We start from the raw sequence: 18,369 nt of genomic DNA, 5'->3' as shown, positions 1-18,369 counted from the left end.
AGCAAGCTCCCAGCTCCTCAGACAGAGAACCGTGCGCGCATGACCATCACCACGGCCAATTCCCGATTCGCGAAATTCGTGCGGAACCAAACGAATTTACCAGTCACAGGGAAACGGCTTGGGAAGACGCCCCCTGGCCATCCGTGGCCCCCACGACCCGACTCCTCGGCCGGGCAAAGAACGCGTTAAGCAACGGAAGACCAAATGGATTCGGGCCACGGCTTGATCCTTGTCCTGATCGATGCCCAACCGTAGCCTTGGGTCAGGGCAGATTCCCGCCCCGACCGGCTTCCGGCCGGGGCAGATGCAAGGCCCAGGAAGGACGCAACAATGGCAACAGGCACGGCCGCGTGGTTCAGTTCCGAGCAGGGCTCAGGCTTCAATGAGCCCGATGATGGGTCTGCGAATGTTTTCGCCCACTACTCGGGCATCGCCAACAACGGCCACAGCACCCCAGACAAGAGAACCAAGAGGTCGAATTTGACATCACCCGTGGACAGAAGGGGCTGCAGGCGGAGAACGTTCGATCTCTGGGTAACCACTTCCCCTGATGAGCGCGTTGAAGAAGCCGCATCTTCTCCGGTGAACCCCTTATCGCATCTCGAAAGCACCGGTGCGAGGTTTCGGGGAAGTGCGGTCACCGGCAAGCTGGGCCAGTCACCGCAGCACCTTGAGGGATAGGGACATGACATGGCAGGGAAAAACACCGCGGGGTCCAGTACCCCCGAGGGGCGCAGGAACCATGTGGCTGCGTCGGACGTGGAACGTTTCGGCGGCATCAAGTGGGGTTTGGCGTTCTTCGGCTGGCTGACGGCCACCGGGATGAAAGTCCTGCTCGGCGCGCTGGCCACCGCGATCGGCGTGGGGCCCGCGAACACCACGGATGCCGGGGAGGCCGCAGATCAGGCAACGCAGGGCGCGCAAACCTTCGGCGCCATCGTACTGGCGGTCATCCTGTTGCTCGCCTATTTCTGTGGCGGATACGTCGCCGGGCGCATGGCACGGTTCGATGGAATCAAGCAAGGTGTCGCCGTATGGTTGTGGGGCATTATTGTCGCCATCATTGTGGCGCTCCTCGCAGCGTTTGCGGGTAGCCGGTTCGACAGCCTTGGCCGCTTGGGCGGGGCGCTGCAACTTCCCGCCGATGGCACGGTCCTGACCATCGGCGGCCTGGTCGGGCTGGCCATCACCATTCTCGTCCCCCTCACCGGGGCCGTCCTGGGCGGCAAGGCGGGAATGCATTTCCACCGCAAGATCGACCGGTCAGACGGCAACCACCGCGCAGGATTCACCGGCTAGATCGTGCCAGCCAATCCATCAAATCTAACGAGTTAGCCCCTGTTCGATCTCCTAAAGATCTGTAGGTTCACTCTTCACTTCAATCGGCAGGTGCGTGGACGCCGACTTCGATTTCCGCTCGATCGGTCGAGACAGGTCGGCCGCCATGGCGTCGATGTGTCCGGGTTTTCTCGGCCCCATCCGGCGGGTGTTGGATCGGCGGGTGCAGGATCCTTGGCCGGTCGTCGTGGAAGGGGCATGCTGGGACCAGCACCACACCACCAGACAAAAGGGATGACTTCCATGAAAACCACCTTGTCCACCGGCGTTTTCCTGCAGGGCCGCGGATTGTGGGCCGATGGATTCGGCCGGGCCGCAACCCGAGCCGCGCAGTTCATTCTGGTCCTGATCGCCCTGTCAGTTGCCGTCTACGGGATGATCCAGCTCAAACTCATCGTGATCCCGCTCATGGTGGCACTGATCCTGGCCGCGGCGCTTAGCCCGGTGGTCGCGTTCCTGCGCGGCAAAGGCCTGCCCGGTGCGTTGGCGACCTGGATCACCTTCCTGGCCGCCATCGTGGTGCTGGGCGGCATTGTGACGGGCATTGTTTTCGCCGTGCGCAGCGAATGGGACGAACTGGTCACGGCCGCCGCCGAAGGATTCGGGGAGCTGCAGAAGTTCGTCGTTTCCGGGCCCCTTCCCCTGGACCAGGAGATGATCGACAGGGCCACCGAGGCGGTGACCGGTTTTGCGACCAGTAGCCGGTTCGGCGCCGGCGCGCTGGTGGGGATTTCGACGGCGGCCGAAGTCCTTACCGGCACCCTGCTTGGCGCCGTCGTACTGTTTTACTTCCTAAAGGATGGCGGACGAATCTGGGACTTTTTCATCCGTCCTTTTCCGGGGGAGGTCCGGCACAGACTTCGCCGATCCGGTGCCATGTCCCTGGTCGTACTGGGCCAGTATGTGCGGGGCACGACGATCATTGCCATGATCGAGGGTGTTGTCGTCGGCGCGGCGCTGTTCATTCTGCGTGTGCCCTTGGCCCTTCCGCTGGCCGTCATTGTGTTTCTCGGCGCCTTCATCCCGATGGTCGGGGCGACGATGGCCGGGATACTTGCCGCGCTGGTCGCTCTGGTCGCCAACGGGCCCGTTGCGGCCCTGATCGTCTTGGCCGTCGTCATCGGGATCAACCAGCTCGACGGACACGTCCTGCAGCCGATCGTGATGGGACGGTCGCTGCACCTGCACGGGCTGGTCATCCTCCTGGCCCTGGCCGCCGGCGTCATCCTCGCCGGAATCATTGGCGCCGTGCTGGCCGTGCCGCTGGCCGCGGTCACCTGGGCGATTGTCCAGGTCTGGACCCAACCCGTCCCGACTGCCTGGCCGGACCCGGCCAGGGGGGAAGAGTCCGTCCCGGGCCCGGCGGAAGCCGCCTCTCACCGGCCGCAGGGCAGCGGCTGCCTCAAGTTCCATGCGGATGAGCAGGAACAGTGACCCGACGGGTTCTCGACGGTCCCAAGTCGGAGCCCGTGCCATGGGTCGTTCCAGCTGCGGACCGAACGCCACGATCCACGCCTTGGTCAACGGGCGTTGGGGGCTCATGGTGGGCCCGGCCGGGGAGGGGTCAACGCCGTGGAAGCACAGCCGACGGTCCTGGCGGCGGCCACTGAAGCGCCACATCGGCTAGTGGGCCCTCCCTGCCAAGCCGCACGGGGCCGCCTCCAGGCACCCCGGGAGCCGGGTATGATGTCATGTTGCCCGATCCGGCGCACATCGGACGAGGGCCTGGCCACCCCGGAACAGGCACGTGCCGTTGGACGGCAACAGCGTCTCGCCGGCGGATCCGGAATGCCAATCGACGCAGCGAAAAGGCGGCCATGTAACGTTGCGAGTCACACGATATTAACTGTCGAATTTTTGGTGCCCGGGTGCCGCGGTGGGGGATCTGTTAAATGGACACCGCATCTTGTACCCACGGTTGTTGAATTCTGTTTAGTCGGTTCCATTTCGACCAGGGGCGTCGGGCTGTCCGGGGCCAATTACCGGGTCGGGCTGCCCGGCTTCGAGCTCGCCTGTGGGGATGGCGACGAACCCAATTAACTTCATGTCTTGGCTCTATTGGGGGAGGAGTCGGTCGACGCATCAGACCTGCAACGCTTTGCATTCCGGGACGTGGCGTCCGCCGTCGCTTTCATGGTCCACACTTAGCAGGTGCGTACCTTTGGTGTTGAAGAAGAATTCCTGATCGTGGATCCCGTCAATGGCGTCCCCTTGCCTCTGTCCGGGGAGGTGATGGGCCTCCATGGCGCCAGCGTCCGGGCGTCGGACCCTGCCGCCCAGCAGATGCTGTCCGCCGAGCTGCACCAGGAACAACTCGAGGTCATCACGCACCCGCACAGCAGCCTGGACGGGCTCGCCGCGGAGATAGTGGCCGGACGCGCATACGCCGACTCGCTCGCCCGGAAAGCGGGTGCGAAGATCGTCGCCCTGGCCACCTCTCCGCTGGCGGTCACGCCCCATCCCACCCGGAACGAACGCTACGACGCCCTGGTGGAAAAGTATGCCCTGACGGCGCGCGAGCAGCTGACGTGCGGACTCCATGTCCACGTGTCCGTCGGCTCGGACGAGGAAGGTGTCGCGGTCCTGGACCGAATCAGGGCCTGGCTGCCCTCGCTCTTGGCGTTGAGCTCGAATTCCCCGTACTGGAACGGCCAGGACAGCGGCTACGCCAGTTACCGCACGCAGGCCTGGAACCGGTGGACCACTGCCGGGCCGATGGAGGTCTTCGGTTCGGCGCAGGCCTATCACGCGCTGGTGGCGGACCTGTCCGGCACCAGCGTGGTCATCAACCCGGATTTTGACGCCCGGCTCTCCGTCCGCCACCCCACCGTCGAGATCCGGGTGTCCGATGTTTGCCTCGATCCCCGCGACACCGTCCTTCTCGCCGCCCTGGTGCGGGCCTTGGTGGAGACCGCTGCCTGGGAATGGGAAGCCGGAAAGGAACCCGACAAGGTTCCTGCCATCATCCTGCGCCAAGGCGTATGGATGGCCAGCCGCTGGGGCATCCGCGGCGAACTGCTCCACCCCGAGACCCACAGGCCGGACACCGCAAGGAGCGTCATTTCCGCACTCCACGACCATGTGCGCGACGCACTGGAGGAGTACGGGGACGGAGCCTATGTCGAGGAAGCCCTGGAAAGGATCCTCAATAACGGAACAGGAGCCGCCCTGCAGCGGCAATCCTACGAACGCACCGGCCGGCTGGCCGACGTCGTCACCCAGGCCATCGGCGTTACCCACCAAGAACCCGCCGATCACCACCCCACCGTGAACGGCTCCGCGACGTGGACATGGAAACCGCTGGCCGAAGCCGTGGTCTAACCGTTTGCCGATCCTTCCGGACTGCTCGCTGAGGCTCTCTCCGGAGCGTCCCCGGATTTGGTGTGTTCACTGCTGCAGAGCGCGATCAACGCTTTGCTCTCCGCAGACGATGTTGCGTTCCAGCGGGAGCGCGAAATTCATGCCCGAACCATCGAATTCTGAAAGTCGCGGGCATCGCCCGGCAACAGGTGAGGATCTCTAGGGCTGTGGTGAACAGGTGAGTGTGTGCAGGACCGCCGGGGAAGGACGGAACATGTGTGTTCCGCCCTTCCATGCGGAGGGGTTTCTAGTTTTCGTCGGGGGATACCGGCACCGGGTTGCCGGGAGCAGTGAACCGGGCTTTTGCCGCGGCGCGCTTCCCGGCACGGTTGCTTTTGGCGGGCGCGGCGATGCCCAGCTCGTGCAATTCGTCGGGGGACCAACCGGTGCGCTGGGCCGCCGCATAGAGGCGTGCGTCTTCGCGTTCGGCATTTTCAAGTTGGGATTGGATTTCGGCGATCTTTAGCCGTGCGGTCACCAGATGGCGGATGGATTGGGCGCGTCCGTCGAGGAGTATTCTGGTTCGGTCTTCGATGTTTTTCACTGCGAATTCTGTAGCCATGCTTCTACCCTATTTCGAGATTTCGTGTAGGTGTTAGCGCCGCATGTCGGGTGGGAGTTTCGCCTGAAACGCCGTGATCTCGCGGAATTTTCGACATCGATGTTGGTTGGACGGACTTGGGGCCTGTCCTCCGAAAGTGCGCAAACACTGCTGTGACCCGTCCGAATTAATCATCGAAGACCGCCCCAACACGACCTCCGCGACGTACCCAGGGACTCCTTGGATCGGCTGCTATCGAGGCACCTGAATTGGCGCTGGCCAGCCGCGGGCGCGTCACCACGGATCCGTCGGCACGTGCGATTTTCGCCGCACCGGGCGGGCGGCATCCTGCGACGGAAATTCTCCTACTCCGGGCCCGGCTCCGTTTCCCAGATGGCCACAACCCGGCGCAGTCGCGGGTCGTTGTCCGGTCGCAGATCCACCAGCGCTGCCTGCCGGATTCGGACCTGGTCCCCGGGCTGCAAACGTATGACGGCATGGGTGACGTGCGGGCGGTAATTCGAGCGGTTGTGCTGCGCGCCGGGCAGGTGGACCTGCGGTCCCAGCGCCTCCAGCGCGGCGGTATGGATCCGCTGCAGGGCCGGCTCGGGTTCCACCAGCGAGACAGGCACGGACCCGTTGCGGCCGAACTGCGCGTCCGGGCCGATGCGCACGTCAAAGCCCAGCAGCGCCGGCAGCACGTCGTCGAGCCGAGCGCGTACGTCGTCGGCGGTTTCCCGGGTGTCGAAGCGCACCAATGTGATGTGCAGCGGCCAGCTGGACCGGGGGAAAACCAGGCCGGCCTGCACAGGGACGACAAAAGCAACGAGGACATATACGCCCATGCTTCAGGATAGGCCTCTAACCCGGGGCCGGCGCACTGCTTGGTGACTTGCAAGCCAGGTCGTAGGGGGCGTCATGCCGACGGCGCGGGCGTGGATAATCCGGCTACCAACGGGAGGTTGTTGCTAGGGTCATTAATGGTGGTCACTCTCCAGCAGAGGTTGCCGTGCTTGGGGCCGTTCCAACGGTTCCGAAGCGCTTTTTGGTTATGAAGAAACGACAAACGATGCCGGTGAAAATCCTTGGCTGATTGCCGGCGAGGGAGAAAAATATGACGATTCGGGCAAAAGGCCGCCTTGCGGCGGTCGCTTCCGGACTAGCCCTCGTTCTGGCCGCAGCCGGGTGCACGGCAGCAGATCCGGGGGCCGACTCCGGCGCCCGATCGCAGAAAAACAAAGACAGCGTGGTGTTGGCCAACCCTGCGTCTGGCGCCAGCCAGATCGGCGGCGACGCCGAGGACATGGCACTGAAGGCCAGCCAGGCGTTCTTCGAAAAGGCACCCGCCGTCGTCGTGCTGGGCAACGAAGGCGCGCAGGATGCGGCTGCCGGTCAGGCCCGCGAACTCGGCGTTCCGCTGCTCGTGTCACCGGAGGATGCTTCTGAGCAGAGGGCCTTCGCCGCCGAGCTGGAACGCTTGGGCGCACGCACCATTATTGCCCAGGGAGCCCTGCCCGATTCGATGGCAAACGGCCTGAAAGTCGTCGACGGGTCAGCACCTGATGCCGACTTGCCTGACATCGATAGGGCCGAAGATTCCACCGAGTCCGGCTTCGCCGTTGTGGTGCGCTCGGGGGACAAGGAAGCAGAAGCGGCAGGTCCCGCACTGGCCACGGCCCAAGCCGCGGGGGCTGACCTCCACACCATGGAGTCGCCTGACCCGCGGTCCCCGAAGAACCAGGAATTTTTCCAGAACCATGCGGACTCGAGCCTGTACGCGATCGGCAACGGGTTCGCGAAAGCTGAGGATTTCTCGGCCATGGCGGCAACGGCTGCCGGAGGAAAACAACTTCCCGGCGGCGGGCAGCTCGTGTTCCCGGAGAGGCGCATGGTTGCGCTGTACGGGACGCCCGGGACCTCTTCGCTGGGTTTGCTCGGCGAACAGGACGTCGATGCGGCCATCAAGCTCGCCAAGAAGTATGCGGCGGAGTACCAGCCCCACAGCAAGGAAAAGGTCCAGCCGGCCTTCGAGATCATCGCGACCGTCGCCTCGGCGGCCGCCGGCGATGACGGGAAGTACTCCAGCTACGTTCCCGTGGAGCGGCTCGAGCCCTGGGTGAAGGCGGCCCAGGAAGCAGGGGTGTACGTGGTGCTTGACCTGCAGCCGGGTCGCAACGACTTCCTGACCCAGGCCAAGCGCTACGAAAAGCTGCTGTCCTACCCCAACGTCGGCATCGCCTACGACCCCGAGTGGAGGCTCAAGCCCAACCAGCGGCACATGGTCCAGATCGGCTCCGTGGATGCCGCCGAGCTCAACCGCGCCAACGACTGGCTGGCCGAGCTGACGCGCGAGCACCAGCTGCCGCAGAAGGTCGTCATCCTGCACCAGTTCACGCAGAGCATGATCCGCGACCGATCCACGCTGGACACCTCGCACCCAGAACTTGCGATGGTCGTGCACGCCGACGGCCACGGCTCACCGGGGATGAAGATGGGGACGTGGGACAACCTGCGCCAAGACCTGCCCAAGGGCATCAGGATGGCGTGGAAGAACTTCATCGACGAGGACTCCCCGACATTCACCCCGGAGCAGACCTTCGACATCGACCCGAAGCCGTGGTTCGTCTCCTACCAGTAGGCAGCACGGTCCCGTCCGGAGCGAAGCCTTCGCCGGACAATATTTCCTGGCGAGCATGAGTATGTGGTTTGGCGGAACAGGGTCAAGCCCGCGGGTGAGCGATCAAGCCAGCAAGGTAGCCAGGAGACGTGCGGGTTTGGCAACGGGCAGGGGACGCGGCCGCACGAAGCAGTCGACCACTAGCGCGTTCGAGTGGCTGCATCACTCGTTGCCGCGCACTCGATTGCAGTAGCAATGTGCGAGCGCTTATGGCCGTGTAATTGTCGTGCCTGAAGTACCGCGACTCGACATTCACTTCTGCAGGAGCCACGCCAACACGATGTGGTGTGGAGAACTGCAACTTGCACCGATTCCCGGTAGTCTTATACGTGGTTGTCCGTGTATTGCGGAAAACCAATACAAACAATTACTCCCCGGACCATGCCGCCGCAGGTCCCCGCCGCACAGATCGCGGTCCTCGGTAGTGGCTTTCGCTCTGATTCTTCATGTAGCGCGAGTCTCGATCGAAGACCAGATCCGGGCAGGGCACATCGGTTCGCCGCATTCCCCGGGGAGCGATCGAAAGGAAAGCCCCCACATGGAGGGTCCAGAAATTCAATTCGCAGAGGCCGTGATCGACAACGGTCGATACGGCAAGCGAGTTATCCGCTTCGAAACCGGCCGTTTGGCCCAGCAGGCTGCAGGTGCAGCCATGGTTTACATCGACGAAGAAACCGCACTGCTTTCGGCAACCACCGCCGGCAAGCACCCGCGCGAGGGCTTCGACTTCTTCCCGCTGACCGTGGACGTCGAGGAGCGCATGTACGCTGCCGGCCGCATCCCGGGCAGCTTCTTCCGCCGCGAAGGCCGCCCGTCGACCGAAGCCATCTTGGCTTGCCGTCTGATGGACCGCCCGCTGCGCCCGGCATTCGTCAAGGGCCTGCGCAACGAAGTACAGATCGTTGTCACCGTCCTGGCAATCAACCCGGACGAGCTCTACGACGTGGTTGCCATCAACGCATCCTCGATGTCGACCCAGCTTTCCGGTCTGCCGTTCTCCGGCCCGATCGGTGGCGTTCGCGTTGCCTTGGTTGACGACGGAAACGGTGCCCAGTGGGTTGCCTTCCCGAAGCACAGCCAGCTGGAAAACGCCGTCTTCAACATGGTCGTAGCCGGCCGCATCGCTGGCGACGACGTTGCCATCATGATGGTTGAAGCCGAAGCTACCGACAACTCCTGGACCCTCATCAAGGAACAGGGCGCCACCGCCCCGACCGAAGAGGTTGTTGCCCAGGGCCTTGAGGCTGCAAAGCCGTTCATCAAGGCACTGTGCGAGGCACAGGCAGACTTGGCAGCTCGCGCCGCCAAGCCGACCGTCGAGTTCCCGGTCTTCCGCGATTACGAAGAAGACGCATACGCAGCTGTCGAGGCCAAGGCCACCGCCAAGCTGACCGAGATCTACCAGATCGCCGCAAAGCAGGAGCGCGACAACGCCGCTTCCGCTTACAAGGACGAGGTAGTTGCCGAGCTGGCCGCCGAGGGCACCGCCTTCGAGACCCGCGCAGGCGAGATCTCCAAGGCTTTCGGCGCGCTGACCAAGCACGTCGTGCGCCAGCGCATCCTGACCGACCAGGTCCGCATGGACGGCCGCGGCCTGTCCGACATCCGCAAGCTCACCGCCGAGGTCGAGGTTCTTCCCCGCGTCCACGGTTCGGCGATCTTCGAGCGTGGCGAAACCCAGATCATGGGCGTCACCACCTTGAACATGCTCAAGATGGAACAGCAGATCGACTCGCTGTCGCCTGTAACGCGCAAGCGCTACATGCACAACTACAACTTCCCGCCGTACTCGACCGGTGAAACCGGCCGCGTGGGTTCCCCGAAGCGCCGCGAAATCGGCCACGGTGCCCTGGCAGAACGCGCCATCATGCCGGTGCTTCCGTCCCGCGAGGAATTCCCGTACGCCATCCGCCAGGTCTCCGAGGCATTGAGCTCCAACGGCTCGACCTCGATGGGCTCGGTTTGCGCATCGACCCTGTCGCTGCTCAACGCCGGCGTTCCGCTGCGCGCTGCCGTTGCCGGCATCGCCATGGGCCTCGTGTCCGACGAAGTTGACGGCCAGACCCGCTACGCGGCCCTGACCGACATCCTCGGCGCCGAAGACGCCATGGGCGACATGGACTTCAAGGTTGCAGGTACCTCCGAGTTCATCACCGCCATCCAGCTTGACACCAAGCTCGACGGCATCCCGGCATCGGTCCTGGCAGCTGCGCTGACCCAGGCACGCGAGGCACGTCTGCACATCCTCAATGTCCTGAACCAGGCCATTGACACCCCGGATGAGCTGTCGACCTACGCACCGCGCATCATCTCCGTGAAGATTCCAGTGGATAAGATCGGCGAGGTCATCGGCCCGAAGGGCAAGATGATCAACCAGATCCAGGAAGATACCGGAGCGGATATCTCCATCGAGGACGACGGAACCGTCCTCATTGGCGCCACCAACGGCGAGTCGGCTGAAGCCGCTCGTTCCGCAGTGAACGCCATTGCAAACCCACAGGTTCCGGAAATCGGCGAACGCTACCTTGGCACCGTCGTGAAGCTGACCACCTTCGGTGCGTTCGTTTCCCTGACCCCGGGCAAGGACGGCCTGCTGCACATCTCCGAGCTGCGCAAGCTCGCCGGTGGCAAGCGCGTGGATGACGTCGAAGATGTTGTCTCCGTGGGCCAGAAGCTCCAGGTCGAAATCACCAAGGTCGACGATCGCGGAAAGCTTTCGCTTGCCCCGGTTGTAGCCGAGGACGATCTCGTCGAAGCTGCTGAATAGTCAAACCCTAGCTTTCTAGGGTAAAAATCCCGGTCCGCCTATTGGCGGGCCGGGATTTTTCCATATGCGCTCGGAAATGAGAGCCCACTCATAGGCAGACTGCGAATCGGTGGCACTGTGGAAGAATGGATAAATGCGTTTCGCGCTTCACCAAGCGCGACTCACCCGATTTTTGTGGATAGTAAAGGACATACTCAGTGGTCATGATTCCCCTGCCTCTCAACGGAGTTGGCGTTTCCCCTGCCAAAGCAGGGGAGCGCGGTGTCTCCGACACCGCTGCCCCCATTGAGGCCGGAGACCCCACCATCATCCACGGGCAGGCCGGCGGCGCACTGGTGCGCCGCTCAGTCTTGCCAGGCGGAGTTCGTGTGTTGACCGAGGCAATGCCCGGCCAGCGTTCGGCGACCATCGGTTTCTGGGTTGGCGTGGGTTCCCGCGACGAGCAGGACGGCCAGCACGGTTCCACGCACTTCCTCGAACACCTCCTGTTCAAGGGCACCAAGCGCCGCACCGCGATGGAAATTGCCTCCGCCTTTGACGAGGTAGGCGGCGAATCCAACGCAGCAACCGCGAAGGAAAGCACCTGCTACTTCGCCCGCGTGCTCGACACCGACCTGCCCATGGCAATCGACGTCATCGCCGACATGATCACCTCCGCCGTCATTGATCCGAATGAACTGGAACAGGAACGCGACGTGATCCTCGAGGAAATCGCGATGGACGCCGACGATCCCGGGGATGTCGCCCACGAACGCTTTGTCGAAGCCGTCCTGGGGGAGCACGCCCTTGGCCGCCCGATCGGCGGCACCCCCGAGGCCATCACCGGCATCAGCCGCGAGTCGGTCTGGGAGCACTACCGCCGTTTCTACACCCCCGACGAAATTGTCATCACCGCGGCCGGTTCGCTGGACCACGACGTTGTCTGCGACCTGGTGCTCAGCGCCCTGCGCGAGGCCGGATGGGAACTTGAAGAAGGCGCAAGCCCGGTGCCGCGCCGTTCCACGGAGCCCGTGGAAATCACCGGATCCGAGCGCATCGAGGTCATCCGCCGACCCGTCGAGCAGGTCAACATCATCATGGGTTGCCCCGGCATCGTGGCAACCGATGAGCGTCGCCACGTGATGAGCGTGCTCAACGCCGTCCTCGGCGGCGGCATGTCCTCACGCCTGTTCCAGGAGATCCGCGAGAAGCGCGGACTGGTGTACTCCACCTACTCGTTCTCCGCCGCGTACTCCGACGCGGGCTACTTCGGCATGTACGCCGGATGCGCCCCGGCCAAGACCGAACGCGTGATCAAGTTGCTGGCAGCCGAGCTCGAGAAGCTTGCGGCCGACGGCATCACCGACGAGGAACTGCGCAAGGCGGTCGGACAGCTCTCCGGCGGCATGGTGCTGGCACTCGAGGATCCGGGATCGCGCATGTCGCGCCTGGGCCGCGCCGAGCTTGTCACCGGCGTCTTCCACGACATCGACGAGTCGCTTGAACGCGTCAAGGCCGTCACCCCGGCACAGGTTCAGGAACTGGCAGCCCTTTTGGCTGCCCGCCCGCGCACCATCACCGTGGTGGGTCCCTTCGACAAGCCTTCCGACTTCGGAATGTAAATAATTCGTGGTTCCATATGGGCCGTTCGCACCGGGTGCTTTCCGGAGCGGACGGCCCATTTGCGTAACATAGTGCATTTGTCCTTCCGCTCATCGCTAATTGTGACCTGTTCAACGTGCCAGGCGGGGCGGAAAAGTGCCCCTGTTCACACGTTTTCGTAATCTCGACTATGGTGGGTGACTTGTGACGTCGATCACCGTCATATTTCATTCGCTCGCACGAGAAGGAATTGAACCCACTATCATGGACAATCTCGCAACGGTGCTAGGTGACATCAGCAGTGTCATTTGGGGCCCCTTCCTGTTGATTCCCCTGCTCTTGGGCACAGGACTTTACCTGACCATCCGTCTGGGCGGTCTGCAGTTTTTCAAGCTCGGAGTGGCCCTTCGCTTGGGCCTGCTCAAGCGCAAGGATGCCGATGCTGGCGCCGAGGGTGACATCTCGCAGTTCCAGGCATTGACCACCGCACTTGCCGCAACCGTCGGCACCGGCAACATCGTCGGCGTCGCGACCGCCATCGGCATCGGCGGCCCCGGCGCACTGTTCTGGATGTGGGTCACCGGCCTGGTCGGCATGGCCGCCAAGTACTCCGAGGCATTCCTGGGTGTTCGCTACCGCACCACCGACGCAGCCGGCGAAAAGTCCGGCGGACCGCAGTACTACCTCGAACGCGGCATCAAGGGCCCGCTGGGCAAGGTCTTGGCGCTCTCCTTCGCCATCTTCGCAACGCTCGCCTGCTTCGGCATCGGCAACATGACCCAGGGCAACTCGATTGCAGCGAACCTGGAGAACTCCTTCAGCGTTCCGACCTGGACCACCGGCCTCATCCTGACTGTCCTTTCGATGGTTGTGCTGGTTGGCGGCATCAAGTCCATCGGCAAGGTCACCGCCGGCTTCGTGCCGGTCATGATCATCTTCTACGTCGGTGCGGCCCTGTACATCCTGCTTGCCAACATCGGCCAGGTTCCGGCCGCGTTCGGCCAGATCTTCGCCGACGCCTTCACCGGCACCTCGGCAATCGGCGGCTTCGCCGGTTCGGCCATCATCATCGCCGTCCAGTTCGGCGTGGCACGCGGCATCTTCTCCAACGAGTCGGGCATGGGCTCGGCGGCCATCGCGGCAGCCGCCGCACAGACCACCCACCCGGTGCGCCAGGGCCTGGTCTCCATGACCCAGACCTTCATCGACACCATCATCGTCGTCACCTGCACCGGCCTGGTCATCATCACCACCGGCGCCTGGAACCACATCGACCCGGAAACCGGACAACAGATTTCCGCGTCGCTGATGACCGGCTACGCCTTCACCTTCGGCCTCCCGGGCGAATGGGGACACTGGATCGTGACCATCGGCCTGGTCATGTTCGCCTTCTCCACCATCCTCGGCTGGTGCTACTACGGTGAGCGCAACATCGAGCGGCTGCTCGGACGCAAGGCCGTCATGCCGTTCCGTGTGGCCTTCTCGCTGGTCGTCTTCGTGGGTTGCACCACCGAACTGACTGCAGTCTGGAACTTCTCCGACATGATGAACGGCCTGATGGCCATTCCGAACCTCATCGGTCTGCTGATCATGTCCGGCCTGATCGTCCGCGAAACCCGCTGGTACCTCAAGAACGACCCGAAGCTCGAAGCCAGCAAGGACGAGATCGAGGCATTCATGAAGAACCAGAAGGGCTGGGACGAGTGGAAGGCCGGAGACGTCATCGGTTCGAGCCACTCCCACAAGACCACCCAGGTTCTTGAGCGAGACACCATCTAACCAAACACCGTCTCGTCCGACCCGGACGCCAGACTCGCAAAAGGCGATCCCCGCCCCTCGAAATCGAGGGGCGGGGATCGCCTTTTTTGCACTGCGCGAGATGGCCGGGAGCTTACGGGTGGAGTCGCGCCTTGCGCTCTTGGTGTTCCCGAATGACCTTCGCGTCGTGCGCTGCGCGGATCTTCGCGTGTTCCGGGTTCCGGCGCAGCATTAGGTAACCGCCGGACAGCAGCACAAACCAGATCGGCGTGAAGAACAACGCCATCAGGGTGTCCGGCTGTTGGGTCAATGCCCAGATGATGAAACCGAAGAACGCGAGCACGACGTACGGCATGAACGTCCCGCCGGGCATCTTGAAGATGCTGACCTCATGCAGGTGTGGGCGGCGACGGCGGTAGACGATGTAGCTGATCAGGATGATAGACCAGACGAACATGAAGCACAGTGCGGAAATCGTGGTGACCAAGGTGAAGGCCTCGGCCACGGACCCCTCGGCGTAGAGCAGTGCCACGCCGGCGAGCAGGAACATGCAGGAGAAGATCAACGCATTTTTCGGAATCTTGCGTCTGGACAGCTTTCCGAACACCTTGGGTGCGTCCCCCTCGCGGGCCAGTCCATAGACCATGCGGGAGGTGGAGTAGATACCTGCGTTTGCGCTCGAGGTCGCCGAGGTGAGAACGACGAAATTGACGACGCCTGCGGCGCCGACCAAGCCGGCCAGGGCGAACATGCCCACGAACGGTGAGTCATTGGCGGAGTAGCTGGTCCAGGGACGAACCGCCATCAGGATGATCAGCGAACCCACGTAGAACAGCAGGACACGAATGGGGATGGAGTTCACCGCGCGCGGCAGGTTCTTCTCCGGATCCTTGGTTTCGGCCGATGCGGTACCCACCAGCTCGATGCCGACGAAGGCAAACACCGCAATCTGGAATCCGGCCACGAAGCCCATGAAGCCGGTCGGGAACATTCCGCCGTGCTCCCACAAGTTGGTGAAGGACGCGCGGGCGCCTTCGGTCTCGAACCCGGTGATGATCATGACAAGGCCCGTGATGATCAGGGCAACAATGGCAATGATCTTGATCAGTGCGAACCAGAACTCGGTCTCACCGAACGCCTTCACCGTGGGCAGGTTCAATGCGAGCAGGGTCAAGATGCAGGCCAGAGCCGGAATCCAAAGGGCCAGGTCCGGCCACCAGAAAGCCACGTAATATGCGATCGCGACCACGTCGGCAATGCCCGTGACAATCCAGCAGAACCAGTAGGTCCACCCCGTGAAGAAGGAAGCCCACGGACCGAGGATGTCGCCGGCGAAGTCGCCGAAGTTCTTGTACTGGAGATTGCTCAGCAGCAATTCGCCCATGGCACGCATGACGAAAAAGAGCATGAAGCCAATGATCATGTACACAAAAATGACGGAAGGGCCCGCGACCGAGATGGTCTTTCCGGATCCCATGAACAAGCCCGTGCCAATGGCGCCACCAATGGCCATGAGTTGGATGTGGCGGTTTGACAGTGCCCGCTGGAGTGGGGGACTGGCTTGAGGAACGATGTCCTCCCACTCGGTTTCGGTGGAATTTTCACTCATTTTTCCGGTCCTTGGTCTAGAAGAATGAAAGGTGGTGGAAACTATCTGTCTTTCCACACGATACGCTCGAAATCGGACGATGTTCAGAGGAAACGATGCCCGCCATTTCCTCGAGGGATCAGTGGAATCACGCGCTTCTTCAAGAGTTCAACCAGGATTTTGCCGTGTGGCCCAAATGGCCGCAATGTTTGGCAGTGCGGAGCCGATCGGGACCCCTGAGTGCCCGTCGGCAGCGAGAAAAATTGCCACCCCGAAAGAACCTGGCTCCGACGGCGACTGCCAGTACACGGTGTCCCAGGGCGGGAAGTCGTGCGGCATCATCCGCCACGTGCATCCGGTGCGGTTCACGTACAGGATCGCGTCCACGATCCGCCGGCGCGAATGGATCGCGGGCCGGCCACCGGTCTTCACCGGCAGCATCGGCTCGACCAGTGCCCGTTGTTCATCCGTCAGGTCCGAGGGGTGTGGACGTTGAACCGGATCGTCCTTCATGCTTCAATGATGGCCCCGTCCGCTGCAGCGGTCATCGGGAAACACCCAAAGCTTTCCCAACACGTGTTTGGTCTGCACCAATGCGGGCCCGACGGGTGCCGCAGCCGGCCCTCCCGCCGGCTGCACCCCGGGGCTCACGGCACGATCCGCCCTTTGTCCAGGTGGATCCGGCACCCGGAAAACCGTGCCTGCAGCGCCCGGTCGTGGCTCACCAGCACAACGGTTCCGGCGAAGGACTCCAGTGCCAGCTCAAGTTCGTCGGCCAGTGCGGGGGAGAGGTGGTTGGTCGGCTCATCGAGCAGCAACACCTCCGCCGGGCGGGCAAAGAGCCGCGCCACATCGAGCCGGCGGCGCTGGCCCAACGACATCGAATCGATGCGCTGGAGCAGCTCCGCAGGCCGGAACAGTCCCAGCGACAGCAGCTGGGCCACATCGTCGGCGAGCTCCTGCCCCGAGCCGAGGCAAAACGCCTGCGCCGCCATCCACAGTGCGGGGAAAACCGTCGGCTGCTGGCGGAGGTACCCCACCGGCCCCCTGGCCACGCACGACCCGGAACCGGGCAGCGGCATCCCGGAGATGGCATCTAGCAGCGTTGATTTCCCGGCGCCGTTGGCCCCGGTGACCAGCAGCCTTCCGCCTTCGGGCACCAGCAAGTGGTCGATGGACAGGCGGCCCGGGACCCGCAACCCCTGGATCCTGATGGCCGGGAGCGACTCGCCGCGGGCGGATGAACCGGATGCGGCCGCGGGGCCCGGGCCGGGGTCAGCCAAGCGGCCGGGCAAGGGACCGGGCATGAAATGCAGCGGCTCGACGGGCGCCGGAGCCTCGTTGGCCTGCAGCTGCTCCATGCGGGTGTTCGCCCGACGCAGTGCCCCGGAGGAACCGTGGGTGCGGTCGCGGGCACGGAACGCGCCATGGCCGAAGCCGGGCTTTTCCGCCTTCCGGGGGATCCCGGCCACGGCGGCGTGCGAACGCTCGGCCAGCCGCGCTGCTGTGGCCAGGTCCTCCTCCCACTGTTCACGCGAACGGACCATGGCGCGTCGCTGCGCCGCCTTGGCCCGCAGGTACCCGTCGTAGCCGTCCGCATGGCGCATCACCGCCCCGTCGTCGAGCTCGATGATGGCGTCCGCGACCCGGCGCAGGAACAACCGCTCATGCGTGCAGAACACCACGGTCCCGCGGTGGCCGGCCAGCCGCTTCTCCAGCCAGGCCAGGGCATCCGCGTCCAGGTTGTTGGTGGGCTCGTCGAGCAGCAGCACCTCAGGGTTCGCCGCCAGCGCCGAGGCCAGCGCGAGCCGGGAGAGCTCCCCGCCGGAGAGTGTGGACAGCGGCCGATCGCCGGGGATGTTCCCCAGCCCCAGCCGGTGGGCCGATGTCGCCAGGCGCCGGGCGGCCCCGGCGCCGTCGCGGGCTTCGTGGAGTGCCGCCAGACGCGCGTATTCCTCGAGGGCGGCCGGCAGCTGGTCCTCGCGTGCGCGCGAGAGGGCCTCGGCCGCGGAAGCCAGACGTGTCTCGAGCTCGCGCACCGGGGCCAGGGCATGGGCCTGGAAGCTGGCCACGCTCCACCCCGGGTCGTATTCCGGTTGCTGCGGCAGGTAGCCGATGCCTCCGGCGGCCTGACGGATCGCGGTTCCGGATGCCGGGGCCTGGTCGCCGGCCAGCAGGCGCAGCAGCGTGCTCTTCCCGCTGCCGTTCTCGCCGATCACGGCCAGGCGTTCGCCCGGCCGCACCGAGAAGTCAAGGTCCCGGAACACCGGGCGTGCCGGATAGGAGAAGGAAAGGGCATGGAATGAAAGTTGGGTTTTCATGGGGTTTCCCGTGTATTCCGCGCAGCAGCAGGGGGTGCATGCGCAGCTGCGCTCGCTGGGGTAGGAGGAATGCATCCCCGAAACCGTTCAAGCCCGCGGCATCGACCAGTTGGCCAGCGGCAGGGCACGGCGGGGTGCCAGGAACCCGGCGGCCACCACGATCATGCGTGGTGCGAACACCGGGGACTCCGAATCACAGGAAGAAAGCCCACATGGCACGACCCTAGCAATCCGGTGCGGAGGATGTCGAGACCCCCGCGGGGAGATGCACCGCCGTCCACGCGTCCCGCCGGCACGTGCCACGCGCGGGTTCCCGCCCCGGGATCGGTCCCGGAAGGGGGTTCGGCTATCGCGCCGCCAACCCCGGATGCCTACACGGGTGCACAGGCTTGCCTATAGCATCAGGCCAAGGCGCGTTCTCCGTGCGGAACACGCGCG

The 18,369-nt window shown here is 64.0% G+C and carries 11 protein-coding genes and 2 pseudogenes; 8 read left to right on the top strand and 5 right to left on the bottom strand.

Annotated elements, in window-relative coordinates; translation table 11 throughout:
* Nucleotides 1-330 precede the first annotated feature (330 nt).
* The 4 genes and pseudogenes from ACIQLF_RS19485 (at nt 331) to ACIQLF_RS19470 (ending at nt 4,659) form a co-directional block, all read left to right on the top strand.
* Nucleotides 331-551: pseudogene (locus ACIQLF_RS19485) on the top strand (cold-shock protein).
* Nucleotides 552-690: 139 nt separating this feature from the next.
* The gene (locus tag ACIQLF_RS19480) at nt 691-1,299 is read left to right on the top strand and encodes a hypothetical protein (RefSeq protein WP_400302204.1); all 609 of its coding nucleotides are present in this window, start codon (nt 691-693) and stop codon (nt 1,297-1,299) included.
* A 282-nt stretch (nt 1,300-1,581) separates the two neighbouring features.
* Entirely contained in the window at nt 1,582-2,772 is a 1,191-nt protein-coding gene (locus ACIQLF_RS19475) for an AI-2E family transporter (RefSeq protein ID WP_400302202.1), read from the top strand.
* A 717-nt stretch (nt 2,773-3,489) separates the two neighbouring features.
* On the top strand, nt 3,490-4,659 hold the full coding sequence (locus tag ACIQLF_RS19470) for a glutamate--cysteine ligase (RefSeq protein WP_400302199.1): 1,170 nt from the start codon (nt 3,490-3,492) through the stop codon (nt 4,657-4,659).
* Between the two features lie 286 nt (nt 4,660-4,945).
* Here ACIQLF_RS19470 and ACIQLF_RS19465 read toward each other — a convergent pair whose 3' ends face one another.
* Both ACIQLF_RS19465 and ACIQLF_RS19460 read right to left on the bottom strand, forming a co-directional pair.
* Nucleotides 4,946-5,260 (bottom strand): hypothetical protein, encoded by a 315-nt coding sequence (locus ACIQLF_RS19465; protein WP_400302196.1) that lies wholly within the window; start codon nt 5,258-5,260, stop codon nt 4,946-4,948.
* A 344-nt stretch (nt 5,261-5,604) separates the two neighbouring features.
* Complete coding sequence (locus ACIQLF_RS19460) at nt 5,605-6,084, bottom strand: 2'-5' RNA ligase family protein (RefSeq protein ID WP_400302193.1); 480 nt, start codon at nt 6,082-6,084, stop codon at nt 5,605-5,607.
* A 269-nt stretch (nt 6,085-6,353) separates the two neighbouring features.
* Between ACIQLF_RS19460 and ACIQLF_RS19455 the strand changes: the two genes are divergently transcribed.
* The 4 genes from ACIQLF_RS19455 to ACIQLF_RS19440 all read left to right on the top strand — a co-directional run bounded on the left by ACIQLF_RS19455 (nt 6,354) and on the right by ACIQLF_RS19440 (nt 14,043).
* Entirely contained in the window at nt 6,354-7,877 is a 1,524-nt protein-coding gene (locus ACIQLF_RS19455; protein ID WP_400302190.1) for a hypothetical protein, read from the top strand.
* Nucleotides 7,878-8,454: 577 nt separating this feature from the next.
* The gene (locus ACIQLF_RS19450; protein WP_400302188.1) at nt 8,455-10,683 is read left to right on the top strand and encodes a polyribonucleotide nucleotidyltransferase; all 2,229 of its coding nucleotides are present in this window, start codon (nt 8,455-8,457) and stop codon (nt 10,681-10,683) included.
* 197 nt (nt 10,684-10,880) lie between these two features.
* Nucleotides 10,881-12,284, top strand: a complete 1,404-nt coding sequence (locus ACIQLF_RS19445; protein WP_400302185.1) for a M16 family metallopeptidase — start codon at nt 10,881-10,883, stop codon at nt 12,282-12,284.
* Nucleotides 12,285-12,528: 244 nt separating this feature from the next.
* Nucleotides 12,529-14,043: an alanine/glycine:cation symporter family protein gene (locus tag ACIQLF_RS19440; protein ID WP_400302183.1), complete on the top strand. Its 1,515-nt coding sequence runs from the start codon at nt 12,529-12,531 to the stop codon at nt 14,041-14,043.
* Nucleotides 14,044-14,155: 112 nt separating this feature from the next.
* On the opposite strand, the gene cycA is transcribed toward ACIQLF_RS19440, so the two are convergent.
* From cycA to ACIQLF_RS19425, 3 genes and pseudogenes are all read right to left on the bottom strand, one after another.
* Entirely contained in the window at nt 14,156-15,631 is a 1,476-nt protein-coding gene (gene cycA / locus ACIQLF_RS19435; RefSeq protein ID WP_400302181.1) for a D-serine/D-alanine/glycine transporter, read from the bottom strand.
* 279 nt (nt 15,632-15,910) lie between these two features.
* Nucleotides 15,911-16,123 (bottom strand): annotated as a pseudogene (locus tag ACIQLF_RS19430) (transposase); the annotation flags it as partial.
* A 134-nt stretch (nt 16,124-16,257) separates the two neighbouring features.
* The gene (locus ACIQLF_RS19425; RefSeq protein ID WP_400302179.1) at nt 16,258-17,931 is read right to left on the bottom strand and encodes an ABC-F family ATP-binding cassette domain-containing protein; all 1,674 of its coding nucleotides are present in this window, start codon (nt 17,929-17,931) and stop codon (nt 16,258-16,260) included.
* Between the last annotated feature and the right edge of the window lie 438 nt (nt 17,932-18,369).

This window comes from Paeniglutamicibacter sp. NPDC091659 (genome assembly GCF_044756805.1).
Taxonomy (GTDB): Bacteria; Actinomycetota; Actinomycetes; order Actinomycetales; family Micrococcaceae; genus Paeniglutamicibacter.
Note: the sequence above shows the minus strand (reverse complement) of the source record. Positions and strands in the feature narration are given on the sequence as shown.